The sequence below is a fragment of the Paenibacillus sp. R14(2021) genome (assembly GCF_019431355.1).
Classification (GTDB): domain Bacteria; phylum Bacillota; class Bacilli; order Paenibacillales; family Paenibacillaceae; genus Paenibacillus_Z.
On the sequence record NZ_CP080269.1, the window covers coordinates 899,110 to 924,928 of the forward strand.

At 46.2% G+C, this 25,819-nt stretch carries 23 protein-coding genes; 22 read left to right on the forward strand and 1 reads right to left on the reverse strand.

The window, feature by feature from the left end:
* Positions 1-340: 340 nt before the first annotated feature.
* The 9 genes from KXU80_RS04420 (at position 341) to KXU80_RS04455 (ending at position 9,061) form a co-directional block, all read left to right on the forward strand.
* On the forward strand, positions 341-832 hold the full coding sequence (locus KXU80_RS04420) for a P-loop nucleotide/nucleoside kinase family protein (protein WP_219837073.1): 492 nt from the start codon (positions 341-343) through the stop codon (positions 830-832).
* A gap of 595 nt (positions 833-1,427) precedes the next feature.
* Positions 1,428-2,720, forward strand: a complete 1,293-nt coding sequence (ltrA, locus tag KXU80_RS04425; RefSeq protein WP_219837074.1) for a group II intron reverse transcriptase/maturase — start codon at positions 1,428-1,430, stop codon at positions 2,718-2,720.
* Positions 2,721-2,958: 238 nt separating this feature from the next.
* Positions 2,959-4,890, forward strand: coding sequence for a fructose-1,6-bisphosphatase (locus KXU80_RS04430; protein ID WP_219837075.1), 1,932 nt, complete (start codon positions 2,959-2,961; stop codon positions 4,888-4,890).
* A gap of 98 nt (positions 4,891-4,988) precedes the next feature.
* Positions 4,989-5,204: a small acid-soluble spore protein Tlp gene (tlp, locus tag KXU80_RS04435; RefSeq protein WP_219837076.1), complete on the forward strand. Its 216-nt coding sequence runs from the start codon at positions 4,989-4,991 to the stop codon at positions 5,202-5,204.
* Between the two features lie 287 nt (positions 5,205-5,491).
* Entirely contained in the window at positions 5,492-5,758 is a 267-nt protein-coding gene (locus KXU80_RS28350) for a hypothetical protein (protein ID WP_374987774.1), read from the forward strand.
* A 26-nt stretch (positions 5,759-5,784) separates the two neighbouring features.
* Positions 5,785-6,183, forward strand: coding sequence for a hypothetical protein (locus tag KXU80_RS27840; protein ID WP_258171246.1), 399 nt, complete (start codon positions 5,785-5,787; stop codon positions 6,181-6,183).
* The gene (locus KXU80_RS04445; protein WP_258171247.1) at positions 6,086-6,889 is read left to right on the forward strand and encodes a glycoside hydrolase family 172 protein; all 804 of its coding nucleotides are present in this window, start codon (positions 6,086-6,088) and stop codon (positions 6,887-6,889) included. Before KXU80_RS27840 ends, KXU80_RS04445 begins: the two co-directional genes overlap by 98 nt.
* 204 nt (positions 6,890-7,093) lie before the next feature.
* Positions 7,094-7,480, forward strand: coding sequence for a hypothetical protein (locus KXU80_RS04450; RefSeq protein WP_219837077.1), 387 nt, complete (start codon positions 7,094-7,096; stop codon positions 7,478-7,480).
* Positions 7,481-7,978: 498 nt separating this feature from the next.
* Entirely contained in the window at positions 7,979-9,061 is a 1,083-nt protein-coding gene (locus KXU80_RS04455) for an alpha/beta fold hydrolase (RefSeq protein ID WP_219837078.1), read from the forward strand.
* Between the two features lie 533 nt (positions 9,062-9,594).
* Here KXU80_RS04455 and KXU80_RS04460 read toward each other — a convergent pair.
* Positions 9,595-10,176, reverse strand: a complete 582-nt coding sequence (locus KXU80_RS04460) for an NAD(P)H-dependent oxidoreductase (protein ID WP_219837079.1) — start codon at positions 10,174-10,176, stop codon at positions 9,595-9,597.
* 120 nt (positions 10,177-10,296) lie between these two features.
* Here KXU80_RS04460 and KXU80_RS04465 point away from each other — a divergent pair, with 120 nt between their 5' ends.
* From KXU80_RS04465 to KXU80_RS04525, 13 genes are all read left to right on the forward strand, one after another.
* Positions 10,297-11,331, forward strand: coding sequence for an AraC family transcriptional regulator (locus tag KXU80_RS04465; RefSeq protein WP_219837080.1), 1,035 nt, complete (start codon positions 10,297-10,299; stop codon positions 11,329-11,331).
* Between the two features lie 194 nt (positions 11,332-11,525).
* Entirely contained in the window at positions 11,526-11,678 is a 153-nt protein-coding gene (locus KXU80_RS04470) for a hypothetical protein (RefSeq protein ID WP_219837081.1), read from the forward strand.
* Between the two features lie 268 nt (positions 11,679-11,946).
* Positions 11,947-13,821: a heparinase II/III domain-containing protein gene (locus tag KXU80_RS04475; protein WP_219837082.1), complete on the forward strand. Its 1,875-nt coding sequence runs from the start codon at positions 11,947-11,949 to the stop codon at positions 13,819-13,821.
* Positions 13,822-15,551: 1,730 nt separating this feature from the next.
* A complete protein-coding gene (locus KXU80_RS04480) occupies positions 15,552-16,265 on the forward strand; it encodes an RNA polymerase sigma factor (RefSeq protein WP_219837083.1) in 714 nt (237 codons plus the stop codon).
* Positions 16,266-16,350: 85 nt separating this feature from the next.
* On the forward strand, positions 16,351-16,734 hold the full coding sequence (locus KXU80_RS04485; RefSeq protein ID WP_219837084.1) for a VOC family protein: 384 nt from the start codon (positions 16,351-16,353) through the stop codon (positions 16,732-16,734).
* Between the two features lie 2 nt (positions 16,735-16,736).
* On the forward strand, positions 16,737-17,195 hold the full coding sequence (locus KXU80_RS04490) for a GyrI-like domain-containing protein (protein WP_219837085.1): 459 nt from the start codon (positions 16,737-16,739) through the stop codon (positions 17,193-17,195).
* Positions 17,188-17,985: a VOC family protein gene (locus KXU80_RS04495; protein WP_219837086.1), complete on the forward strand. Its 798-nt coding sequence runs from the start codon at positions 17,188-17,190 to the stop codon at positions 17,983-17,985. The genes KXU80_RS04490 and KXU80_RS04495 overlap by 8 nt, the downstream gene beginning before the upstream one ends.
* Positions 17,986-17,998: 13 nt before the next feature.
* Positions 17,999-18,778, forward strand: a complete 780-nt coding sequence (locus KXU80_RS04500; protein WP_219837087.1) for a VOC family protein — start codon at positions 17,999-18,001, stop codon at positions 18,776-18,778.
* A 130-nt stretch (positions 18,779-18,908) separates the two neighbouring features.
* Positions 18,909-19,907 carry a type I glyceraldehyde-3-phosphate dehydrogenase gene (locus tag KXU80_RS04505; protein ID WP_219837088.1) on the forward strand — a complete coding sequence of 333 codons (999 nt, stop codon included), beginning with the start codon at positions 18,909-18,911 and terminating at the stop codon, positions 19,905-19,907.
* Between the two features lie 791 nt (positions 19,908-20,698).
* The gene (locus KXU80_RS04510; protein WP_258171248.1) at positions 20,699-21,526 is read left to right on the forward strand and encodes an IS110 family transposase; all 828 of its coding nucleotides are present in this window, start codon (positions 20,699-20,701) and stop codon (positions 21,524-21,526) included.
* A 147-nt stretch (positions 21,527-21,673) separates the two neighbouring features.
* Positions 21,674-22,135, forward strand: a complete 462-nt coding sequence (locus KXU80_RS27845; RefSeq protein ID WP_258171249.1) for a transposase — start codon at positions 21,674-21,676, stop codon at positions 22,133-22,135.
* 177 nt (positions 22,136-22,312) lie between these two features.
* Positions 22,313-24,226 carry a sigma-70 family RNA polymerase sigma factor gene (locus KXU80_RS04520; RefSeq protein ID WP_219837089.1) on the forward strand — a complete coding sequence of 638 codons (1,914 nt, stop codon included), beginning with the start codon at positions 22,313-22,315 and terminating at the stop codon, positions 24,224-24,226.
* 197 nt (positions 24,227-24,423) lie between these two features.
* On the forward strand, positions 24,424-25,413 hold the full coding sequence (locus KXU80_RS04525) for a LamG-like jellyroll fold domain-containing protein (protein WP_258171408.1): 990 nt from the start codon (positions 24,424-24,426) through the stop codon (positions 25,411-25,413).
* Positions 25,414-25,819 lie beyond the last annotated feature (406 nt).

The following is a 25,819-nucleotide window of genomic DNA, read 5'->3' on the forward strand; positions in this document are numbered from 1 at the left end:
TCTTTCAGGAGGAATGGAACTATGAATAAAAAGTTAAAAAATCATAATTAACATTAAATTCTGATAATTTAACAGATATATTATATGATTAAAATTCCTTGATTTAATAGAGACTTTCGTAACGGGTTATTATGGCTGTGTAAATATAGTGGTAGGTAATTGGAAACAGCAGCAAAGAGAAAAAAGTCGGATAACGTCTAATGGGGCACTGGTAGATTCTATATCGCAACAGCTGCCTGTTTATCTGTTTCCCCCGAACAAAGAGGCCGGAAAATCGGGAACGGGCTGATTAATGTAAAACAATCTGTTAATATCCGTTTATATAAGGAGGTGAAATCACGTGGCGACACTTCATTTAATGGTTGGTCTCCCTTGTAGCGGTAAGACTACGCTGGCACGGCAACTTGAATCGAAATACTCCGCACTTCGCCTTACTCCCGATGAATGGCATATCCGTTTATTTGGGCATGATTTCGGAGATAACATGACGGAATCTGACGAAGCTAAGCATGATTCTAGACATGATTCAGTGGAATCACTGATGTGGGATGTGGCGGCTAGGGTTTTGGTTCTTGGTGTTGATGTCATTCTGGATTTTGGATGCTGGATTCGAAGTCAACGAGACGAGTTTCGTTCTAAAGCCAAAAATTTAGGGGCTGGCTTTAAAATTCATTTTGTTGATGTGCCTGAAGAAGTGTTATTTGAACGTCTAAAAGCTAGAAATGATATGCATACAGAAGGAACTTTTTTCATACCAAAAGCAAGACTTAAAGAATGGATACAAATTTTTGAGCCACCTTCATCGGAAGAACTTGATTCCTCTAACGGTTAGACTATCGGGTACGATAGCTCAACGCACCTTGGAGTAGCTTGCCGGAGGCAGCTACTCCGTTTTCGTTAAGCGCGTGCCCAGAGGCATGTATCTTCTAGCCGGTGAAAGTCCGGTCGTGGGAGGGGCCAAGCCCCCATGTAGCTAGGATGCCTGCGTACGGCGAGAGCTTTGCGTAGAAGCGCATCGACATAAGTCTTGTCAGAGACAAGGCGAGCGACATACCAGGCCGTAACATCAAGTGAATCCTGCCGCGTCGTCAAAAAGGTCTCGCAAGAGGGACAAGAGGAAGCCGAACCTCGGCTTAATGGGTGAAGGCCACGGAAACTGCTACGAACTTGGAGCGGCAGTGAAGAATCCTCCGGCGTAAGGGGATCGGCATGGTATGAAAGAGGATACAGTGAACTGGGGAGACCCTCCCCTGCACGGATTTTTTTAAAAACCGTAACGAAGTGGTCTATAAGTCCAAAAGATGAAATGATCAACTTGCAGGAAGGGAGTCCGAGGGGCTCATAGTACTGAGGAACGACAGGACAACACAACCTGTCGGAGGGAAGGAGCCCTGCTTTGTTCATGTTTCTTGAGGAGGTACGAGTTAGTGAATGCCGAAGGGCTAACAACACCAAAAGAAAACGTTCAACAACTCCAAGAGAAGCTAGGTCATGCGGCCAAGGAAAACAAGAAACGAAGATTCCATGCTTTGTATGACAAGGTCTATGGAAGGGATATTCTGTGGGAAGCATGGAGGCGAGTGCGCGCGAACAAAGGTGCAGCGGGTGTGGATGAACAAACCCTTGCGGACATTGAGAGGCAAGGTGAATTTCAGTTCATAGAAGAGTGCCACGGACTGCTGAAAGAAGGAGACTACCACCCTTCGCCTGTTCGAAGGAAGTACATCCCCAAGAAGGATGGAAAGCAGAGGCCTCTCGGCATCCCAACCATTCGTGACCGGGTCATGCAAATGGCAACGAAGCTTGTCATTGAACCTATCTTTGAAGCAGATTTCCAAGAATGCTCGTTCGGTTTTCGCCCGAAAAGGGGGGCCAAACAAGCGCTGGAACGAATCCGTAAAGCATGCAACCGCAAAGGAAATTGGGTGGTCGACGTCGACATCCAAGGCTACTTCGATAACATCAACCAAGAGAAGCTAATGAAGCTGATCGCCATGCGAATCAGTGATCGTCGTATCTTGAAATTGGTGAGAAAGTGGCTTGTTGCGGGAGTTATGGAAGAAGGAAGTGTCCGGCGCTCGGATTTAGGCACGCCACAGGGCGGAGTGATTTCGCCTTTACTAGCAAATATCTATCTGAACTACTTCGATCTGTTGTGGGAACGCCATGGGAAACAATGTGGAGAATTAACGCGATATGCAGATGACTTTGTGGTCGTATGCAAAACCAGAAAAGACGCTATGCGTGCCTATGAACTCATCCAGAGGATTATGGAACGATTGGAGCTAACCCTGCATCCGACCAAAACACGGATTGTTGGTTTATGGACAGGTGAAGAAGGCTTTGACTTTCTGGGGATGCATCACCGCAGAACGAAAGCAGAAACGTCCAAAGCACGAGTGTATTATTCAACACAGCAATGGTTAACTTCAAAAGCGGAAGCGCGGATTCGCGAAGTGGTGAAGGAGCGCTTAGCGCCACCAAGTATGCGAAAGTACGCTTTCCAGGAACACGTTGCATGGCTGAACCCCAAGATCCAAGGTTGGCGAAATTACTATAATACGTTTTACGGTAAACGGATATTAGCCAAATTAGACTGGTATATTCTACAGCGGTTCACAAGATGGTATGCGAAGAAACGGCAACGAGCGAGATGGATAGGGTCCTATTCAGAGGTAAAGTATTTGGCAAAATTACATGGATTGAAGAAGCTCTTGTAGTCTGCACGCTCATGAATGACGAACATCGGAAAGCCGTATGAGGGAAAACCTCACGTACGGTTTGATGAGGATCCCTTTACTCTAGTCCCTGACGGGCAGGAAAGCGTGGGAAGTTTCAGTTATAATAGCTGTTAGTAAGCGTACCAAAGGGAACCTCGGAAACTAATGTTTTTCCCTTAACTGTTTATACTAAGCTTAAAGGTACGCGTACGCGGCTAGCCGAAGGGGGACATCTGTTTTGGATGCGCAGTTTCTAGATTTATTGGCCAAGAAGTATGATACGGAAGAAAAAGTTGTAACAGAAATCATCAACCTTGAAGCGATCTCCAATCTTCCTAAGGGAACTGAGCATTTTGTCAGTGATTTGCATGGGGAGTTCCAGGCTTTTCAGCATGTGCTAAGAAACGGTTCGGGTACCGTAAAAGATAAAATCAAAGTCTTGTTCCGTGGGGTTTGGACGGATCATGAAATCAATGATTTTACGGCGTTAGTTTATTATCCGGAAGAAAAAATACAGCTGGTTAAAGGAGACCTGTGCAATAAACAAGCCTTGAACCGATGGTACAGACAAACGATTGAACATATGCTTAAGCTCATCTCTTATGCCTCTTCCAAATATACGCGATCGAAATTGCGTAATGCTCTGCCGGAGCAGTTTGTATATATTGTAGAAGAGCTTCTATACAAGACGGATTCGACCAACAATAAGGACCCTTATTATGAGGAAATATACCGGCAAATTATTTCCTTGGGTCAGGCGGACAAGCTCATTATCGGCCTTGCTTATACGACCCAGCGCCTGGTGGTCGACCATCTTCATGTGGTCGGAGATATCTATGACCGCGGGCCGGACCCCGATAAAATCATGGACACGCTGATCAACTACCATTCTGTAGACATTCAGTGGGGGAACCATGATGTCCTGTGGATAGGCGCCTATGCGGGTTCCCTGGTTTGCCTTGCGAATATTATCCGGATCAGCGCCAGATACGACAATCTGGACATCATCGAAGACGTATATGGCATCAATCTTCGCCCACTGCTGAACTTGGCGGAGAAATACTATAATGACAATCCGGCCTTTAGACCGAAGCTGCAGACCGACCATAACGGTTCGGAGCAGGAAATCCTGCAGATTACCAAAATTCATCAAGCCATTGCCATGATTCAGTTTAAGCTTGAAATCCCGATTATCAAGAGACGCCCATACTTTAATATGTCTGAAAGGCTTTTACTTGAGCAGATCGATTACGACAAAACTGAAATCAAAATCGGCGGAAAAACGTATCCGCTGGAAAACACCTGTTTCGCAACCGTAAATCCGCAGCAGCCTGAACAATTGCTCGAGGAAGAACAGCAGGTGATGGAAAAGCTGCTGTTCTCCGTTCAGCATTCCGAAAAGCTGGCTAGACATATGAATTTCCTTATGAAAAAGGGCAGCCTTTATTTAAAATACAACGGGAATTTGTTGTTTCACGGCTGTATTCCTCTAGATGAAGAAGGAAACATGGAAGAAATGCAGATTGAAGACGAGACGTATTCGGGCCGTCAGCTGCTCGATGTCTTTGAATATTATTTACGTTACGCCTTTGCGCATCCGGAAGAGACGGATGATCTAGCTACGGATATGGTATGGTACATCTGGACAGGGGAATGTTCCTCGCTCTTTGGAAAGAGAGAAATGACCACCTTTGAACGGTACTTTATCCAAGATAAAGAAACCTATAAGGAGAGAAAGAACCCTTATTACCAATTGCGTGAAAATGAGGCGATCTGCCGGAAAATCCTGCAGGAATTCGATATGAATCCGGATCATGGACATATCATTAACGGACACACGCCGGTTAAAGAAATTCGCGGAGAGAGTCCCGTTAAAGCAAACGGGAAAATGATTGTCATCGACGGCGGTTTTTCCAAAGCCTATCAATCCACGACGGGCATCGCCGGATATACCTTGTTGTATAATTCCTTCGGCATGCAGCTCGTTGCCCATCAGAAATTTATTTCAAAAGAAGATGTGTTATGTAACGGAACGGACGTATTGTCTGTAAAAAGGCTGGTGGACAAAGAACTGGAGCGGAAGCTGGTGAGGGAAACCAATGTCGGGGAGAAGATGCTGCAGAAAATCTCGAATTTGAAGAATCTCCTGGAATATCGCTACATGAAATGAAACAACTGCTAATGAATATGGAGTGTGAATAATTAATTAGGTAATGAGAAATCTTATTACAGGATTTTAAAAATATCACCAAGGAGGAGAACAATATTATGGCTAAGCCAGACAATCGTGAGGATAATCCAGCTCGTATCCAGAATGCTATAGACCACACCATAGCGAATCTGCATGAAGCAGAGGATTATCTCGATGAACATGCTGATGAAATTACTGCTGATGAAAAGCAGAGTATCGAGTCCAAAAATGCCCGTCGCAAAGAGAGCATCAGCGGCTTCATCGAGGAGAAAAAAGACGAATCGATCACATAAATACATGTTAATCGAGTAGGAGGGGGTGACCAACCCCCGACCTCTCCAAAAGACAAGAAGTTGTATTGTTTTCCAGCGCTGTGAGATCGGGAATTACCCGCTCTTCGCATGCGCTTTTTTTGTCGCATTAACGCCCCCGAATCTATCACATCAATTTTCCCTGTCGGTTATGCACCGATGAATCTATTTTATACGGATGCCATCTTTGAGACCGACCCGGCGACTCAGCGCTTCATTCTCACAATGAGAACCGCGAATCAAGATACACCGAGCTGCTTCTCGAATCGATCCCGCGGGTCGGCAAGAAATGGGACCAGGAGATGGCGCTCCCTGATCTAGAAAGCAAAGAGTATGCGCTGGCGGGCTGCAAGTTCGCCGGACGGTGCGCTTATGCGAAGGATATATGCCGCTCGACCAGACCGAGCATGCTTCACCTGAACAGCGACCATCAAGTGCTGTGCTTCAAGCATAGCAATTATGAAGTTCCCACGGGCAGCACGCCGCTTAGCGTTCCGGCAGCTGCGGGCGGGAATCGGTCTAGTTTGAATGTCTAACGAATCATAAATGGAGGTTGGATATCATGCTGCAAAATCATGGATTAGGATTTGGATTAGCGACTGCACCGCTAATGACGAACGCCAAGACACGTTCCATCAGTGCTGAGAACCCGAAGGGCGAAGTCGGTGCAGGCGGGAAGGAAGCCAGTAACCTTGACATCGCCAGGAAGGGCAAGCCATGTATTACGCTGAAGCAAGGCGAGACGGTCACGCTCATAGACGTGGACGGTCCGGGGGTCATTCAGCACTTTTGGATCACGGTGACGGATCGGACGGATAAGGGCTACTTTGTCCTTCGAGATTTGGTCATTCGCATGTATTGGGATGACGAAGACGCCTTCGGTGGAAGTCCCTCTCGGCGATTTCTTCTGCAACGGATTCGGTGCCAGAAGCTTGGTCAACTCCTTGCCGATCGCCGTTAATCCGACCGGTGGCATGAACTGTTACTTCCCGATGCCATTCCGCAAGTCAGCGAAAATCACGATTGAGAATGAGCATGCAGCAGATATTGGCGGCTTCTTCTATCAGTTCAACTATACGCTTGTCGATGAACTGCCGGAGGAAGCGGGCTATTTCCACGCGCAGTGGCGAAGGGAGAACATTACGTCCGCTGCGAAGGATTTCACCATTATTGATCATGTGAAAGGTAAGGGTCACTATGTAGGCACTTATCTGGCATGGGCAGCACTGGAACGTTACTGGTGGGGAGAAGGCGAAATTAAATTCTATATGGACGGAGACGAGGAGTGGCCGACCATTTGCGGAACGGGCACTGAGGATTATTTTGGCGGAGCTTGGTGCTTCTATGAGAAGCGAAACGGCAAAATCGTCGAGGTGCCACACAATACGCCATACTTGGGTTATCCTTACTATTCGAAGACAGATACAACGCGGAGCGATATCTTCGGTGAAGACAGCGTTCCCATGCATGGCTTGTACCGCTGGCATCTGATGGATCCGATTCGGTTCGAGAATGAGCTGAGGGTGACGATCCAGCAGATGGGCCATAACAGCCGTGCTTTATTCGAACGGACGGACGATGTTTCGTCGGTCGCGTACTGGTATCAAGCGGAGCCGCATGCGGCCTTTCCGGTATTGCCGGCCGTCGAGACGCGCTGGCCAAGATAAGATAAGGAGTAGCTTTGGTTTGCGAAGCAGGCTGCTAAGGACAGAAAACGGCAAATGGCGCCACAGGGATAGAACCCTATGACGCCATTTTCTGTGCTATTAGAGGGTTTTCGGAGTATGACTCGGTACACCGGTGCCTAATCAGAAGGATCGCGAGATTCATATAATGGTATGAAGGAAGGAATTGCGTAGGGGTGGGATAACATGGCTATTTACTCAACCGGAGCTATCGAGAACCGAGGAAGGGATATGAAATCATTGACCGTTCGCGCCGCGAATATTGGAACGGCCGCGGGCAATGTGCTGCTTGAAGTTTTTCATGCTTTAAATGCCGCGGATGGCGTGTCCCAGCAAGTGCTTTACGTGCAGCGCCTCGTTTCTGTCGCCCCTGATCAACTGCATACGTTCGATAACATTTTTCCCGATCTTGATTCGGTGACGGTGCGGGTTACGACTTCCGATTTGGGACAGGCCTTGATCGCCGTCTCCGTTGCTTCTAGAGACGCGCAGCGAAGAGTGATCCCGGGTTTCGTTTCTACGAATCCAGGCCGTTTTGACGTACCGGAAAGATTTCCGCAAGGCAATGAATGATTCTAATAAGAGGGGTTGTCACAAATTCACTTTTGGGACAGCCCCTATTCGGCCCTTCTAGTCAGCTGCGAGTACGAGAAGCATTACTTTTGGCATTGCGCATGAAAATAGTCATGAGCAATGACCGAAGGCGATGCTTTTTTTTATGCATATTCATGACCTTTAACAGATTTGGCACTCGAATCATCCTTGGTAAGATAAGTGCAAGAACGAGTGAAGCCCTTGGGCTCGAGCTATTCCGAAGGACAAACGGGCACAAAGCGGATACGGGAAATACGCCAAATTATTTTAGGGAGGTTAGAAAAACGAGCGTTTAATCCTTCCGCTGCTTAAATGGTGACTCTAGCCAAGAAGATCAAGTGAGTAAAATCGCTGACTAAACTACAGTATACCGTAACCCGAAGGACGAGCCGTCGTTTCATCATGAGGAAATGCGTCGAAATTGTACGAGGCGACTCTGTTCAGTCAAGCGATAAAATGTATATAGGAGGGAATTCGATGTTCGGGAACCAATCGAGATGGCCGGCCAAATGCACGGCAATACTGCTCATTGCATCAACTATGCTGCTTTTGCTTTCGGCCTGCGCGCGAAACGGCAATCAGCAAGACGGCGAGCGCGCCGCCGATATTAATCCGAAGAATGTGGCATTATCCACTGCAGATAAGCCAACAACCGGTAAGGCCTATTCCGACGAGGAGCTCGTCAAAGAGCTTCCGGGCTTCAAGAACGTCTACAAGGAAGCGAACGGCGTCAAGCTTCATTACGTCGAGGGCGGGAAGGGCGAGCCGCTGTTTATCCTGCCGGGCTGGCCCGTCACCTGGTATTCGTTCAGCAAAATGATGCCGGAGCTGTCTAAGAACTATCATGTTTATGTCGTGGAATACCGCGGCATGGGCAGCTCGGACAAGCCGCAATCGGGCTATGACAAGAAGACGATGGCAAAGGATATTTATGAATTGGCCAACTCGCTGGGCTACAAGAGCATTAACATCGCCGGACATGATATCGGTGCGACGATCGCGTACGCATATGCAGCCAATTACCCGCAAGCCACGAAGAAAGTCGTGCTGATGGATGCTTCCCATCCGAACGAGAACTTTTTGAAAATCCCGCTTTTGCCGCCGCCGGGCGTGTACGACGAAAGCAACCCCGAACGCACGAAGTTCTACTGGTGGTTTGCCGTTAATACCATCCCGGGCTTGTCGGAGCAGATGCTGCAGGGCAAACAGCTGAATCTCGTTTATAATTGGATTTACGATTATATGGGCTACACCAAGGATGCACTCAGCAAGAAGGAACGCGAGGTTTACCTTGCGGCCTATTCCCAGCCCGATGCGCTTCGCGCCGGGAACGAATGGTACAAGACGTTCAGGGACGATATCGAAACACTGAAAACGTACAAACCGCTGTCCGTGCCCGTACTTGGCATCGCCGGCGTGTCCGGTTACGGCATGCTGGAGCAGTTCTTAAGCGAGCATGCGTCGAATTCAAAGACGGTGAAGCTGGAAAAAACCGGACATTGGATCATGGAGGAGAACCCGCAAGCCGCCATTAAGCTGTTCAGAGAGTTTTTCCAGTAGGTCGGATGCCGAGAAGTTATTAGTCGAAGATACAAAAAACCATCATTCAAAACATTGGATGATGGTTTTTTGTTTGTTATTCCTAAAGCTCAACCAGACAAAACGGCAGCCGGCCTAATCTTCGGTAAACTAACGAGCATACATGCCAAGCTGTCGGGTAACAAGAATATTATCTCATTAAAATGTCGCGAAAATCGCAGGGGAGCCTAATTCGAGTACACCAAAGACAACCTATTTCTCAGATGGTACTTTATTACTACATGTCCAATGACAAAAGTGCCTACATTGCAAATCTATTCAATCCAACCTGATCGCCACAATTTATAAAAAAAACCAAAAACGGCAGCCTAAATCGGCTGACGTTTTTGCACTTGAAAGGTTTGTTCCGACGGTTGAAGACAACTGTTCAACTCTTCTTTGTTAGAGCCAGTTGACGCAGATTCAACGGCTTTATGCGCTATACGAGATGTCTTATTTGGCTAGAATACATCCAAGCTAGGCTTGGGTTCTCGCATCTCATCTGCTTTCCGCGATCAAACCCTTTTAGCTCCGAGTCCCTGGGCTTTCCGTAACCATTGATCCAGCACCTCTTTAGTCTTAAACTTAACCATTGGGAACTCGGTGATTTTTACGGGTTTGATGCCGATGTAATGCAGAATGTTGTGCTTCATAATAAGGTGGTTGGCCCTCTTTAAAAATAGACGGTAGTACCAGAGTGGAGTATCCATCGTCACGATGAGGCGCGCGGTTTTCCCCTTAAGCAGCTTCGTGGTCAGTAAAGAATCAGGTTTGGATTTGAAGGCGAAGCCTGGTAGAAACACCCGGTCGAAGAAGCCCTTCATGATCGCCGGCATCGAGCCCCACCAATTAGGATAGACGAATACAAGATGATCTGCCCACCGGATCGTCTCCTGCGCAGCTACTAAATCAGGCTCTAATTCCGTCCGCTTATGGTAGCCGTACTTCAGATTGGGATCGAAATGGATCTTTCCGAGATCAATGACACGAACATCCGCTCCACTGCTTGCTGCACCTTTCGTATAGGCTTGTGCTAGCGCGTTGCAATAGCTTTCTGGATAAGGGTGTCCGATGATTACTGCAATGTTATTCTTCATAATTACACCTCTATGATGATATGATTAGTTATATTGCAATAATAAGTCCGGAGGCAGGATAAAAAAATGATGAAACACGCGAAAAAGTTGATCATTCACGCAATGGAAGGAGGAGGTTGAATGATCAGGGACCACGTATCCGTGTCTCTTGTGTTTCCAATAATGAAGACGATGGCGCTTGGCGGGTACGATTGGGATTCCTTTTGCGCTTACGCGGGGATGGATGCCGGTTTGTTCCGAATCCTGGAAGCTCGCATAGTTCAGGGTGACTTTGAACGTATTGTCAAGGCAGCTGCCCGATATACCGGTGATGACATGTTCGGGCTTCATCAGGGCCAGCGTTTGAGCCTTTCTGATATAGGGGTTCTTGGCTATGTCATGCTGCATTCCAAGACTTTGGGAAAAGCGCTATCGGCTTATCAGAGATATAACTTCATCGATTGCAGTGGCTTCAACGTCGACATTGAGGTTCAGAGTGAGGATGTCGTCATTTCCATGTTTCTCAGCAACTCGCTTGAAGATCCCGGCCGGCACTTTATAGAGTGTATGACGGCATCCTTCTATCAGACGCTGCTTACTTTAAGCTGTCGACCTCTCCCCATTAAAGAGATTAGATTCATGCACGCCTCGCCGTCGCAAAACGAAGAGTATGAGGCTGTATTGGGGACTATTCCCCTATTTAATCAGAAAGTCAATTCGCTACGGTTAAGCAAAGAGATACTTGACTATTCGATTATTGGTTCGGATACGCGGCTATTAGATGTCTTTCAAGCGATGGCCGAGGAGGTTAGAGCCAAGCTTACCTCAAGTTACTCCGTACTGACGAGCAATCTGAACATGTGGATCATCGAATGCATGCCGTCCCATTTTCCGAACCTGCAGGAAGCGGCCAAAGAGTTCTTGATGAGTCCTAGAACTCTGCAATTAAGGCTAAAGGCGGAGAATACTTCGTATAACCGATTGGCCAATGAGGTTCGCAAGGAGCTCGCTATCCGTTATTTGGCACAACCGGAGTATACGATCGGAGAGATTGCTTATTTGCTGCATTTCTCCGAGCCGAGTGCGTTCCAGACGGCTTTCCGGAAATGGACGAATTTGACGCCGGGAGAATACCGTCAGCGCGAGCGCGAGGAAGTAAGCTCGGGGCGGTTCTAAGGTTTTTAGTGGGTTGGCAGCAATGCTCAAGCGTGCTTGAGCAATTAAGGCCTGTTCGTTAAAGGAAGTGGCAGTTTGTTGCAAAGTCTTTTACCGTATTCGGAATTGATTGTCTACAATTTATAAATTCTAAGTAACCACAAATCCCCTGTATTATCCACTCCGAATCACTGATAGGATTGCTTAGTATCAAAATGAACGAAGGGAACTTTTTCTTGCTAATACGTATTGCAATTGGTATCTCAGTAAGTTTAGCCATAACGGATGCCGAAAAACACGAACTTATTGCCGAATACGGTGAAGGCAATATAGAATTCCAAAAAGCAATTCATGCAGCTATGTTTTAGCCCTCCTAGACACTGATTGTACTGGGAAATGAGTATTTCAAGACGAGGCAGCCGACAGCGGCTGCCTTTAGGTTTGTTCAAACACTGTAAGAGGAAAAGAACATATCCATTTGAATCCGCGATTTAAGCGGATTTTTTATTTTATGGATATAACTTCTTATTGTCTTTTGCCATTAACTTGTTGAACGGAAAGGGATTTATTGTTAAAGGGAGAACTATAAGTAAATACATGAACCACACTATACGATAATAAGAGGTCGATGCTCCGATGTTAGCTGAGAGATATGTGAATGAAACCCTTGGAGACTTACTGCATTCTAGGGACAATTACAAGCCGTACTCTACAATCGAAGATCGCAATAAGTGGGATGAGCTTCCGTCTAATTTAAGAGACTTCTGGATCAACAAAGGCGTTCAAGAGCTCGATCATTCATGGGGAGCGTTGACCGCTACTGCTTTTATGGAATATAACCGAACAGGCAATCGTAATAAATATGACAATGCATTGTGGGCGAGAAGGCGAGCTCTGGCCTCTCTAGTCATCGCAGAATGTATCGAAAACCAAGGGCGGTTTATGGATGATATCGTTAACGGAATTTGGTGTATATGTGAAGAAACCTTTTGGGGCATTCCGGGGCATGGCTATATGATGAAGAGGCAAGACCCGCTGCCGGACGTATCCGATCAAGTGATTGAATTGTTCTCGGCTGAAACGGCGTCGCTGCTCGCCTGGACATACTACCTGATCCAAACCAAATTGAATGCAATTAGTGTGATGATCGGCGAGCGAATACAGCTTGAGGTAAAAAGAAGGATTCTTGATCCCTTTCTTAACCGCAACGACTTCTGGTGGATGGGGTTTAATCAAGAACGAATGCTCAACAATTGGACGCCGTGGTGTAATTCAAACTGTTTATCGGTATTCTTGCTCTTGGAGGATGACCCCGAACGTAGAGAAGCAGCGGTGATCAAGACGATGCGCAGTCTGGATCATTATATCGACAGACTTCATTCAGACGGGGGCTGCGAGGAAGGGCCAAAGTATTGGATATACGGTGGAGGAACGCTATTCGACTGTCTGGAGCTGCTCTACGGCGCCACGGACGGAAAGATTAATGTATACCAAGAGCCTAAGATCGGGCAGATTGGCCTTTATATTTATAAGGCTTTTATTGATGATTCCTTCTATGTTAATTTTGCGGACAGTACGCCTAAGGTACAGATCCCCGCGGAGCTCGCCTATCGGTTTGGACGCCGTATTGGAGATGATCGGCTGTCCGAATTAGGTGCATTGGAGCTGAAGAAACGGCGCGAAGAAGCCACTAATTTCGAGTTTCCTGCCATGTTTCGCGTGCTTCCGGCGTTGTTTCATTATGCGGAAATAGAGCAATTTACGGGAGAATCTCCTTACATAAGAGATGCATGGCTTGACGGCATCCAACTAATGGTGGCAAGAGAGCAACAGGATTCAATCAGGGGGTTATATCTTGCAGCCAAGGGAGGACATAACGATGAAAGCCATAATCACAATGATATTGGACAATTCATCGTATATTGCAATGGTTCTCCGATGATTATTGACCCAGGCGTATTGACCTATACGTCCAAATCATTCTTCACTGAACGATATACGATTTGGGCGATGCAATCTGGCTATCACAATGTGCCAGCTGTAAATGGGATAGGTCAAATGAATGGAAGACAGTATAGAGCGACGGATGTGAAGTATGTCCTTGATAATAGAGCTGCATCGCTATCATTGAACATCGCGGCAGCCTATTCGGAGTCAGCCAAGATTAGAAGCTGGATACGGACCATTCGGCTTATTCGTGATTCCTCACCTTATGTCGAAATCAAGGATGAATACCACTTAGAGCAGGTCACAGATGATATTACATTGAACTTAATGACGCCACACTCTCCTCAGTTTGAAGAGGCCGGAAGCATGATTTTACAGGACGAGAATGGCAATCAGGTAAGTATCCAGTATAACAGAGAGATGTACGCAGTCTCATCAGAGAAAATTGCACTAGAGGACGAAATCATGCGGGATGCATGGGGGGATAACTTATATCGGATTCAACTGAAATCCACTGCCCCCACCGTTCAGTGTGAAGGTTCAATTCGAATAAGCCAAATTTAGTTGCGCGGAGCGGAAAGGGCGAACGAGGCATTCTGAGGAGCTGTTACGACGAAGCTTGCTCAAGGTAAGCCGTTTAAAGAGTCAGTTGCCAGCCATGAGTCGAGTGATAAGAACATTATCTCTCCCGGCAGGTAAGATAAATGCACCAGTCTGACGTGTATACGGGGAGAGTTTCTTTACGTACGATCCGATGAAGAAGTACAAATGGTCGGCTTCGGTTTGGGCGCAGGTAAAGGCAGGAAAAATATCCGGCGGCATGACAAAGGATATGGTTAGGTTGTCTTGGGGAGATCCGTCCTCGACCAGCCAAATATCCGGAGGCGGCATTACCGTCGAAACTTGGGGTTATTCAGGCTTCAATTACGTGACCTTCACGAACGGCAAGGTATCTGGCATATATACCAGTTACTTTGAATACGGTGAAACATGATGGCTCTGCAGCGAAAGCGGCAGAGCTTTTTTGTTTTTTGCGAGAAGAAGGGGTTTTTCTTCGGCACATTCCGATTCCGCATGCCGCGACCGGGAGCGGAAAATTATTAATAATGCCAGAATATTTAATAAACGAATCGTGTCGGGTGACAAGAACATACTTCATTTCCTAAAATGACAAGAACTTCATCTCATTCCCGAGATAAGTTTGCAAAAGGTCACTATTGGGCTGCTATTATCAATTCTAAAACCGGAAATATTAACTTCTTTCGATTATCCAAGATTGTGGTAGCACTCAGCGGCTACAATTGCGCCCGTCCGACGGCACGGAGCTGGAAGTAGCCGGCTTCACGGCCGCTCAATCATTCTTCATCTTCAATTCAGTTCTACATGAATTTTATCTGGTACACACCGTTACGGTCAGATTGTATTGTAAGAATACGTGAGTATTTAGGAGCAAAACGTTTCTCCATAGAGGGAGTTATGTGTGGAAATAAAATTCTAAAACGCATCTTTACAAGCGAACATATATTCGCTATTCTATATTTGGGTAAATTTACCACAATTGAAGGATCCAGTGCTGTCAGCCCGCCCTTAACCGCCTGGAGAGAGGGGAATGATTATGCTCCAGCGACCCAATGATATTCAACAACTTAAGCAGCAAATATACAGCTATAGCTCAAATATATCACCCAATAATTGGTAATAGAAATATCTGGATCAGGATGCCCTATTGAAAGTGAAATCGGATCCTTCTAGAGAACTCAGTAATACCTACATATATACAATTGTCCTAAAAACGTAGAGGGACAAATTGAAAAAGCGTACTTCCCTCGGAGCCTCTTGACGAGAACCGTTTGAATCTTTCAAACGAAGATACAAGCAAGTTGAAATACATAGATGGAAAACCGACCTTTTTCTTCGAAGATCCGGAAGGGAATCAGATTATGGTTACCGCATAATTTTTTTCGATGAGGTGTTTGGTTTTTGTCCGTAATCATCTTGTAGAAGAAAGCAGTGATGTAAAGTTAGTAAAGCGCCACAGAGTTATCATAGAGCTAAGGCATAGAGCTACAGATCCGTAGAAGATTCATCAAAAACGCGCTCATGACGCAACAAGTTGCGCTATGACCGGAATGGCTAACGATTGCGCCCATTCATGCAGCCAAAACCCTAGATCGTGAATCCAGGAAACTGGGTACTCCTTGTTTATAATAAAAAAAATTCCATTTAAAAGGCGAATATATATTCGCAATGAGAGGCCTGCATGGCCTAAATCCCCAAATACGGAGACTTAATCTATGATGGACCATTCGGATTGGTTAGTCAGGCTGCGGCCGGACCTGCTTCGCTATTGCCGCTCGCTATGCGGTAAGGGTGCTCAAGTCTGGGAAGCCGAAGACATTGCCCAAGAGGTTGTTGCCAAGCTGCTAAGCCGCTGCACGGAGGACCCCGATTTCCGCCCCTCCAAAACATATGTGCTGCGGACGGCCCGCAATCTCTGGATCGATCGCCTGCGGAAGCGGCAGGAAGTGCCGCTCCCCGAAATGCCGGTATCGCCGGAGACGGCGGCCTATCGGGACGATTCTCCGTATGCCGTCCGCGAGCTGCTCGACACGCTCATTCGGCGACTGCCGCCCCGGCCGTTCGTGATCCTGCTTCTTTGCGACGTCTTCGGATTTACGGCGAAGGAGACGGCGAACTGCATCGATTCCACGGAGGTTGCCGTACAGGTCGCACTCTCCCGTGCACGAAGCCGGCTGCGTCAACTCGTTTCCCGTGGACTCGGCCCGGACGATGACGCGTCGTCCGCTTTGATCTCGGTTCCGCAATCCCGCCTGCTCGACAAAGTGACGGAAGCGTTCCGCCGGCACGATCCGAAGCGGATTTATCAAGCGTACCTGGACCTCTACGAGAGCGGATCGACAATCGCGAGAATCCGAACGACGCCGGGCGGCCTTCTCTCGTTCACGTTCCGCGATCCCGAGGGCAATCTGCTGATGATCACCGGATAATATTTTTTCTGGTTGCTCGCGAGCGTGTATGGTTGCCTCCCTCCCGTTCGTCTATTTATCGAAAGCAAGAATAGGAGGTTAAGGAATGTTGCAAGCTTTGGAGCATGCGCAAATCCCGGTAAAGGACATAGACCGGGCGATCAAGTGGTACGCAGAATACTTGGGCTTCAAGCCTACGAGGAGGGACGGGGACCGGATCGCGTTCCTGACGCTTCCTGCCGGGCCGATTCTTATGCTGTGGAAAACAACGAGCGACACGGCGGCGCATTTTAAGGTGGATGGCGTGGATTTTCCCGTGCTGCTGTACCGGACGGAACGCATTCACGAGCTGCATGATCGGCTTATGGAAGCCGGGGCGCAGATTCAAGTCTATCAAGACGACGGCTTTGCCTGGGTGCTGAAATTTTACGATCCCGAGGGCAATCTGTGGGGCACCTTACAGATGAATGAGAAGCAAGGGGAGGCTTGAAGATGAGCGTGGAAATTCGGCTGGTCCAGTTGAAGGAGAAGAAGTTCGTCGGAATTCCCTGCACGTCAGCATTCGCCAATCATGAACCCGAGAGAATAGAAGCAGTTCGACTGCAATTTATGAAAAGTCGAGGTGAGATTCGGCACGTCGTCGATCCGGAGCAATTCGCCTGCATTAGCTTTACATCCGAGGTCCTGTTTACGTATAGCCACTGCCTCGAGGTCGACGATATCGATGAAGTGCCGGGCGGCATGATCGGGTTCTCGGACCCCGCCCACGACTATGTTGTCGTCCGCGCTAAGGGTGACCCTTATGAAGCGGCGTATGCCTACTTATCGGAAATTGGCAAGATTCCGGACAAGAATGCGCTGTTCTGGGAGGAATACCGCTTCGCTAACCCAATTTGGCCGGACGAGGCTTGGGTTTACGTTCCGATCAAGGAGGAATCCGCCGATGTTTGAGCGTATCGACCGTGTCATCCTGCCAGTTATGGATGTGAAACGCGCCGCGGAATGGTATGTGAGCGAACTGGAATTCCGCATTCACCGGTGTCGCGGCCGGGAAATCGACCTGCATGTTCACCGGGGCGAGACGCTGCTCACGCTGACGGAGGTCCTTCCGTTCCAGCCGAGGCCACATCTCCACTTGGATGGACATGTGCCTTGCTTCAATTTTTATACGCATTGGGAGGACCTGCACCTCGATTGGCTGAGGGAGCGAGGCGTACGTACGTCTGAAGTGATGCTCGATCCTCATATGAACGTCGCCGAGATGGAAGACCCGGACGGAAACGTCATCGGCATTTGTCACGAGAAGGCAGGCTCCCTGTACCATACGCCGCACGAGGGCCCGCTGCCCCCGATGTTCCACCGCGTGCTGGCTGTTTTCCTGCCCGTTCGGGATTTGGAATCGTCCATTGCCTGGTATGTCGGCATGCTCAGCTTCAAGCTCCACCATCATTGGGGACAAGGGGCGGACTTGACTGTCGGCGGCGGGGAGACGATCGTCACGATGATCGCGATGTCCGAAGAGGTTCATTGCCGCACGATTGCCGGCATGAGCGACATCCCGTACTATTCGCTGCAATCGGATCGCATTCACGAGACATACCGGAAGCTCCAAGAGCGAAGTGTTACGGCGGACGAATGCTCGGAACAGGACGGCATCGTGCAATTCCACGTCCGTTCACCTGAAGGATTACTCATTCGTATATCAGAGAAGGAGGCAGTGAACGTTGAGCAGCCGCGATAGAGGAATAACCCCATTGGAGCAAAGAGCAGCGTCCATATTCGTGCATGTTGCGGATCTGCGGAGGTCGGCAGAATGGTACAACAAGCTGCTCGGCTTACCCTTGCTGGAGGACCGCTTCAATGGCGGACCTGTCTATTGGTACAATCTGCAGCATACGAATCTGATCCTAGACAACGACGCCGCGAATCAGGCCAACCCTGAATGGCAGGCGTCTATGAAGCCGCGAATCATGTTCAAGACCTCGGACATCGACGAGGCATATGCCTACGTGAAGGAGATGGGCGAGCCGTTCCTCGAGCCGGAGCAACACGGCAGCGTCATGGCTTATTTCAACTTCCGTGATCCGGAAGGCAATGCGCAGATGGTGTGCTGGACATCGGAGGAAGAGGAAGACATGGGGGAACCCATAGGCACAAGTCCGATCCTCCCCCGCATCGGAGCCGTGTTCATCGACGTGAAGGACATGACCGCGATGAGTTCATGGTATGCGGATTTGCTTGGTATTCCAGCGGACGCTTATCATGCCGAAGGGGAAGTCATCGCCCTGCCCTCGACGAAGGGAGGAGGCATTCTGCTGGACGCCAACCGTCACCTGCAAGGCAACGACTTTACCATTCCGTTTATGTTCGTGACGGAGGATCTCGAAGCTTCGCTTGTTTATGCCAAAGTCAATGGCTTCGAATTGTTCGGCGAGCCTCAGTATTACGGCCCTGTCTCCTTCTTCGTTCTGAAGGACCCCGACGGTAATCTCGTCATGGTGTGCCGGGAGGAGACGAATTTGGCTGAGCATTAATAGCAGGGGAGCTAACGTATCGCTGCTCTTTGAAAGCAGGGGGACATGATTTTTATTTGTGGAATTAGACTCTTGTTCTCAGATTTGTTAAACTTTTACTGAAAACAATCAATTTGTGATGGAGGAAGTTATGGGTAAAATTGCAATGTTTGGATTTGGACGTATCGGAAGGCAGTTTCTAAGAGTCGCCTTGCAACACAAATTTTTCGTCCCGGTATCGATATCGGATATTAAAGACGAGGGCACGCTTGCCGCATTGTTTGAAGTAGACACCAATTACAAGCGCTGGCCTGAAGAAGTTTCTGGCCAAGATGGTGTCATTCGTATCGGCGGAAGGGAAATTCAATACATTAATTCGTCCCAGGAAGTTCCCGATTGGAAGGCGCTCGGTGTGGATTTGGTCATCGATTGCACCGGCAGAGCCGTTAAACGCTCCGTCGCTCAAGTTCATCTGGACCGCGGAGCCAAGAGAGTATTGGTGAGTGGGCCGAGTAATACAGTGGAAGACTGCGATGCGGTGCTGCTTAAAGGGATCAACCTGGATAGCTTCAATCCGGACAAGCACAAAATCATTAGCATGGGAAGCTGCACGACCAATGCTTTAGCTCCCGTTGTTAAATTGATTAGAGAAAATTACGGACTCAAGTATGGTTTGTTTTCCACCGTTCATTCATATACGAATACACAGTCGCTGACGGATCAACCGATGAAAAATCGCCGGGATTCTTGGGCCGCGGCCGAGAATATTATCCCTTCTTCTTCCGGGGCAGCCAAGGCGCTGAAATTCATTTGGGACGATCTGCAGATAACGGGCAAAGCCTATCGGGTTCCGACCCGTACCGGAAGCATCGCAGAGCTCAATCTTATAACGGAAAAGCCTTGTACGGTAGAGCAGATAAACGATATGTTTCGCGGTGCGGCTAAGGAAGGCGAGTTGAAGGGAGTGCTAAACGTCTTGGAAGACGCGTGGGCATCTTCCCGTATAGTAGGCGATTCTCATTCCTCGATTATCGACTTGCCTCTCACCCAGGTGCAAGGAGAGATCGTTTCCATTGCCACCTGGTACGATAACGAATGGGGTTTTGCTTCGCGTTTGGCCGATGTTGCCAAATATTTGGCTGATCGGTAATATATCCATGTAACTTAGAATTTACGATATAGCTCAACGCAAAGAAGGCTGCTCTGCGAGTAGCCTTCTTTGCGTTGACGGGTACAGTTAAATATATGAAGCGGTGGTCTAGAACTTTCTTATGGCGTCTTTGGTGTTCAGTGAAAATAAAGTATTAGACCGTGAAAATAAAGTTTTCTTAGTGCTTTATAGCTCAATCTAAAAACTACATGCTACTATCGTAGGAGCTTAGATTAAAAAATGGAAATTTAATTTTCTAATTATTTATGGTTTAATATTAATGAACCAGTTTTACCCCTGTCTACAACGTGAAGCCTCCAAGGACTTCTGAATAAAGTTTGTGGAAAACTGGTTCAATTTCATTTATATTGCAGGAGAACATATAACTTTTGTTGAAATATAACTTGTGCAGTGACCTCTAGGGAAGCCACCGTAATAGGCATGGAGCCGGCTAATTAATATTCCTGGACTTCTATTATAGATTTGGGGCACTCCATTTAATGGCACTGCACCCTTACCTCAATATTCAAACGAAACTTGCCAGATAAGGTAAGTTTTTTTATTTTTTTAAGAACCTTATAGAAGGAAAAATAAACCATTTTGTCGAATCAAAGAACCTTATAGAAGAAATGCAGTAACCCTTGAAATAATTGGGGCATATGATGACCTCTTTGTATAATGTGGGTTTTACTGCACTATCGTTAAATCCTGACATGCTACATTGGGCCCTATGGAGCGCTAAAGAAAACTTGGATAGATAGTGCTTAACTGCAACAATCTCTGGAGGAGTTATGAACAATCAATTTTCCATTGAAGTTGAAAAGCACAAACCAGAAATTAATAAGTGGTATCAATTTTATGTAGGTTTAGACATCGGTGCAGATTTTCATGTTGCTGCTTGTATTCCATTTGAAAAATTCCGTAGTGAAAAAGAATGGAAACGGCAAAAGACTATGAAGTTTTACTCCGATGGTAAAGGAATTATTGACTTCCTATCACAATTAGGGAATATACGAAAAGGTTTTGGATTAGAACCGTCAGATTTTTTTATTTTATTAGAGCCTACTGGTGGTCATTACTCCTATTTAGTGATGAAAGTTCTTTTGGACGAAGGGTATCATTTGTTCCAGGTTAAAAATAAATCGGTAAAGGATTTTCGAGAACGTCAATTAGGCCTTAATGAGAAATCTGATGAAATCGATGCTAGAATCATGGCTTACATGGGTTGGCATAAGACACTACACCCAGATATGAAGGGTATACGATTAGTAAAACCTGTGACCCCTACACAAATTCTTTTCCGAACTTTAACGAGGGACAGATGGCTTCTTTCTACTCAATTAACAAGAAGGAAGAACCAGATACAACAGCTTTTTTTAGTTACGAATCCGGAGCTTAAGCGAGCATTTAAAAAGCCCGGCTCAAGTACTGTTATGAAATTAGTTCTACAGTATCCAACAGTAAAAGAAATGTCTCAAGCAACACAAGAAGAGCTACGGAAAGCTCTTATTTCTGTTGGAGCTAAAACAATAGCGACAAAGGCTTCTGTAACATTAAGTGAATATTTACCGCACTCCTTAGCCATCCAAGTACCACATCTAATCGAGAGACAAACATAGCTTATCGAAGAAGTTCTTCGTTTTGAAGAAGCAATCAAAAGCATCGATAAACAAATTTCTGTTTTATTACATGGAGACAAGGATAAGCAGATTCCTCCTCATCCCTACACTGCTTTACTTAAGTCGTTTCCAATTATGAGTGATGTAATGGCTTGTACATTAATTGGTGCTATTGGTGATGTTGAACGGTTTTCCAATTATCTTGAATTTAAAAAGTACTTAGGCGTCGCTGCTGAAAATAAAACATCAGGAATTTCAGTCTCAAAATCTAGACAAACATATGAAGGTGTAAGAGATACTCGTCGAATTCTATTTTTAATGGTATTGGTGCTTATATCACCTAATACAAAGTCAAACCTATTTAAACATTATTATGATCGTTTGGTTAATGGCCGGGGAATGAGTAAACGAAAAGCTATTGGTCATGTATGTGGTAAAATCGCACAGGTGATGTATTCTTGTTTGAAAAATAATCGGATGTATGATCCAGTCTTACATGCCAAACATCTGGGTGTCCCATGGGATGAAAAATGCATTGACATAAGAATGCCCAAAAACATTGATGAATTAGAATCTGAAGCAGCTGAATTTTCTGAAGAAATTGTATAAACTTTACAACAAGAAGGCGGCATACCGGATACTACTCGGATGCCGTTTTCTCAACTACATGCAGATTTCTTTATTCACATCCTATTTTACGGTACTTAAGTAAAAAAAATGTCATTCCAGTAGTTCTAGGTAACTTTTTATTTATTAGATGGCTCCTTCATAACGAGGAGGGATTTCATGAGAGATATTCACAGTCTTGTTGAAGCAATCATCAGAGCACGAAAGAGTGAACAAGAGGAACAAACTGCCTTCTCGGAGCTTGTTGCGAGGTTCCAGGATATGGCATACGGTCTAGCTTTCTCCGTTCTGGACGATCGTCATTTAGCACAAGACGCTGCCCAAGAATCATTCGTTTTAGCCTGGAAGGAGATCGCACAGTTAAAAGAGCCTGCTGCATTCTCAGGATGGTTCAAACGAATCGTTCTATCTCAGTGCAATCGGTTGACACGGGGTAAAAGGCTAGATACTGTCATACTCGATGACGCATTAGTTGTTGAAGATGAGAAAGGAGACCCGGCGAGGGTTGCTGAAAGTCATGCGCTAACGGAACAAGTACGCGGGGTATTGATGGCGTTGCCCGAACATGAGCGGCAAATAATTATGCTATTTTACATAAGTGATTATTCGTATCAAGATATTGCAAGTTTGCTGGAAATCCCCATTTCCACGATAAAAAAAAGGTTATTTACCGCTCGTAAACGATTGGAAGAAAAGATGCTTGGTCTTATCAAAGAGGGGCTATACGAGATTCGGCCGTCTCGAAGCTATAGCTTTGTTAACCTCGTCCAACGGCTATTATCATCTGGTTGTAAACCGGAGATGCATAGAGACTGTCTTCATATCAAGCTGAACAGCAATGGGGGGTATGCCATCACCCCGGACAAATACAAAGTGCCTTTTCGCATCGTACTCGACGCCAAAACGGATTCCACAAACCTTCGAATCCGGTTTGCCCGAAGCGAAATCATTTTTAATTGGGATTATCGTCCAGATGAGTTTCAATGGGTTGACCCAGCTACCGGGCGATTAACACGAATACCGGAACAAGGACGTATTCCGGTGAATGAGTTCGTACGGATTGAGTGGGTGATCGAAAGAAACTATTCCAGCGTGTCGGTGAATGGGATCGAACGTTATCGCACGAACGGAAGCTACGGTCATTTATCCGGTCAAATTGGTATTGGGGCCGCTCATGGATCGAGAGTAACGGTTCAGTCATTTTCTGTAGAAGGACAACAAAGTACTGAAGGTTATGAAATCAAAGAGCCCCCGAGATATGAAATTGATGGCGGGATGATCAACGTACTCTGGGAAAATCATGATTCGGCAATTGAATGGTTTGAGCAACATCTAGGTTGGCAGCGTACGGGACAATCCGAAAATTGGAAGCATGATGAGAATTCCGATGCTGAGAAAATGACACCGCTTGGAATCCCGCGTGTTGGTGTTCTGTGGGTGAAGTCAGTAATTGCACAAAAGAAATCAGAGCATTTTTATGTTGAACGTGAGGCTGGTGATCCCAATCTCAGATTATACTTTTGTACTAACGAATTACATTCCGTACATAACTACATGAAAGAAAACGGCATACGGACTTCAGATATTTATCTTGGTCCTGGTTTTCGGGAATATTTTGATTTTTGGGCAACGAGTGAAAACATTAGGATGACAGCGTGCGAATATCCCGAGAAAGCGATTAAAGGCACGCGAGTCGCACCAGCCGAATATTACCGCATCGGTGTGCGTGACCTAAGGAAAGCCAAGGAATGGTATCAAGAAGTGTTTGGCCTTGAGTTAGTTGAGGAATACGATGATCAGGGGTGGATACTCCTTAAATCCAGACAATCCTATTATTCGGACAGCTACTCCGAGTGGTGGCTTGAGGCATTGCCCCATGATGCCGTTAATGGCATATCTGACGGTCCCGTTCGGCAATACCTTCACGTTCGAAATTTAGATCTCGAATATGAGAGGTTGCATGCCCTTGGAGTAAGAGTTTCGGGACTTACTGGAAACCCTCCATCGCAAGGATTCCGACTATTTCACTTCTATGATCCTGATGGTAACCGTTGGAATGTGTGGCATTATTAATTGAAAAAATGATGAAAGGGAGTAGTTTAAATGAGCTTATGTAACGGATTAGTAGCTGAGTATTATTTCATGGCAATGCGAACGATTCCAGTGAAAACGGATTTCACGGACGCGTTGAAGGTGCGGTACTAACTTCAGATCGGTTTGGGCAACCGAATTCTGCATATGAATTTGATGGTGAGCAAGCCTTTATTGAGATTTCCCCCCCGCCGTTATTAGACAGTGAGGCGTTTTCTATCTCTGTTTGGGCTCGATATGATGAGAAGGCATCTTTGGCATGGTGGAATAACGCCATTGTTTCTCAAGATGATGGCGGAAAGAACAAGAATAAGGACAATTTTCGCCGTGTATTTCAATTAAGTGCTTTAGGCCCAATCATTACTTGGCATCGAATGAAAGAAACTACCGACGCGGTGTCAAAAAGTCATCTGCAACGCGGTGTTTGGTACCATATTACTGTAGTATTCGATGGTGCATTTCATAAATTGTATATCAATGGAGAACTTCACGATACCCAAGCCGGAACACTCAGACCTCACCCGGAGGAACCGATTTTCATTGGTAAAAAGAATACAAATGAAAAACGATTTTTATTTCATGGAGATATTGATGATATTCGTCTTTACAATAAGGTCCTTTCTGAACAAGAAATATTAGCTCTTTATACGGAAAACGGATACGCAAGCACTTCGGACACAAACATACAACAAATAAATGAACCTAAGGAGGAGAAGGTTTTAGAGGCAAAGGTCGGATACAGGGAGTATAAGGTTATCGGGATAAGGAATTGTGAATTGTTTTCCGAGTACGGAAAGCTCATTCCTCAAGCTATGCAATCACATCGTGATCGTGAGAATGAAATATCCGGGCGAACCGACATCGAGGTTATCCTTTATGAGCCTAAGCGCGGCGACGACCATATCGAGGGGTATTTTTATACAGGGTATATAGTGACTGAATCGGCTGCAGACATCCCGGAAGGAATGGAATATTTTCATCTAACGGGCCATTATGCATCTGTAACTGGTGATGAGTCCCTTATGGGTGAACTATATGGATTTTTGGATGGATGGATTCGAAATAATCAGCTTCAAAAAGATTGGCCGAAAGCATTCATTATAGAAGTATATGACCATGATCACCTAAATGAAGTTGAAATTTGTATGAAGATAATTAATCAAAACTAAAAGGTTCAGGTCACCGTTGAATGATTATTTGTTGAAAAACAATGAAAAATGCTAAATGCTGCTACACAATTAGTGGCAGCATTTATTTTAAATTCGACAATTCCAGAGTGACTCTACATGTTCTTATGTATGCTTAAATTAGATCGTTTATTTGAAAAATTGGAAATCATATAGCTTTAAACGGCTTGCTAACAGTCTTTACTTTTGCCTTAAGAACTACACTACGTTGTAGACTGCGGGAGGGCATTAAGCTAACTGGCAGATTACTTTAACAACAAATGGTATCTATGATAGTATTAGGCTAATTCGTAAAGGAGGAGTTGATGAATAGCACTATTCCCTATAATAAAGAAAGAAAATAGATTCTTTGCATGGTTTAGCTTAGTTGCGGGAGTTATGGTTTGGT

What these genes read in the sequence shown, in the direction of transcription:
- KXU80_RS04505 (WP_219837088.1), top strand. Translation starts at nt 18,909, where the DNA reads ATGGGTAAAATTGCAATGTTTGGATTTGGACGTATCGGAAGGCAGTTT.
- KXU80_RS04495 (WP_219837086.1), top strand. Translation starts at nt 17,188, where the DNA reads ATGTTTGAGCGTATCGACCGTGTCATCCTGCCAGTTATGGATGTGAAA.
- KXU80_RS04470 (WP_219837081.1), top strand. Translation starts at nt 11,526, where the DNA reads ATGAACGAAGGGAACTTTTTCTTGCTAATACGTATTGCAATTGGTATC.
- KXU80_RS04490 (WP_219837085.1), top strand. Translation starts at nt 16,737, where the DNA reads ATGAGCGTGGAAATTCGGCTGGTCCAGTTGAAGGAGAAGAAGTTCGTC.
- KXU80_RS27840 (WP_258171246.1), top strand. Translation starts at nt 5,785, where the DNA reads ATGCTGCAAAATCATGGATTAGGATTTGGATTAGCGACTGCACCGCTA.
- tlp (WP_219837076.1), top strand. Translation starts at nt 4,989, where the DNA reads ATGGCTAAGCCAGACAATCGTGAGGATAATCCAGCTCGTATCCAGAAT.
- KXU80_RS04520 (WP_219837089.1), top strand. Translation starts at nt 22,313, where the DNA reads ATGAGAGATATTCACAGTCTTGTTGAAGCAATCATCAGAGCACGAAAG.
- KXU80_RS04480 (WP_219837083.1), top strand. Translation starts at nt 15,552, where the DNA reads ATGATGGACCATTCGGATTGGTTAGTCAGGCTGCGGCCGGACCTGCTT.
- KXU80_RS04475 (WP_219837082.1), top strand. Translation starts at nt 11,947, where the DNA reads ATGTTAGCTGAGAGATATGTGAATGAAACCCTTGGAGACTTACTGCAT.
- KXU80_RS04450 (WP_219837077.1), top strand. Translation starts at nt 7,094, where the DNA reads ATGGCTATTTACTCAACCGGAGCTATCGAGAACCGAGGAAGGGATATG.
- KXU80_RS04465 (WP_219837080.1), top strand. Translation starts at nt 10,297, where the DNA reads ATGATCAGGGACCACGTATCCGTGTCTCTTGTGTTTCCAATAATGAAG.
- KXU80_RS04510 (WP_258171248.1), top strand. Translation starts at nt 20,699, where the DNA reads ATGAACAATCAATTTTCCATTGAAGTTGAAAAGCACAAACCAGAAATT.
- KXU80_RS04460 (WP_219837079.1), bottom strand. Translation starts at nt 10,176, where the DNA reads ATGAAGAATAACATTGCAGTAATCATCGGACACCCTTATCCAGAAAGC.
- KXU80_RS04445 (WP_258171247.1), top strand. Translation starts at nt 6,086, where the DNA reads ATGACGAAGACGCCTTCGGTGGAAGTCCCTCTCGGCGATTTCTTCTGC.
- KXU80_RS04485 (WP_219837084.1), top strand. Translation starts at nt 16,351, where the DNA reads ATGTTGCAAGCTTTGGAGCATGCGCAAATCCCGGTAAAGGACATAGAC.
- KXU80_RS27845 (WP_258171249.1), top strand. Translation starts at nt 21,674, where the DNA reads ATGGCTTGTACATTAATTGGTGCTATTGGTGATGTTGAACGGTTTTCC.
- KXU80_RS04455 (WP_219837078.1), top strand. Translation starts at nt 7,979, where the DNA reads ATGTTCGGGAACCAATCGAGATGGCCGGCCAAATGCACGGCAATACTG.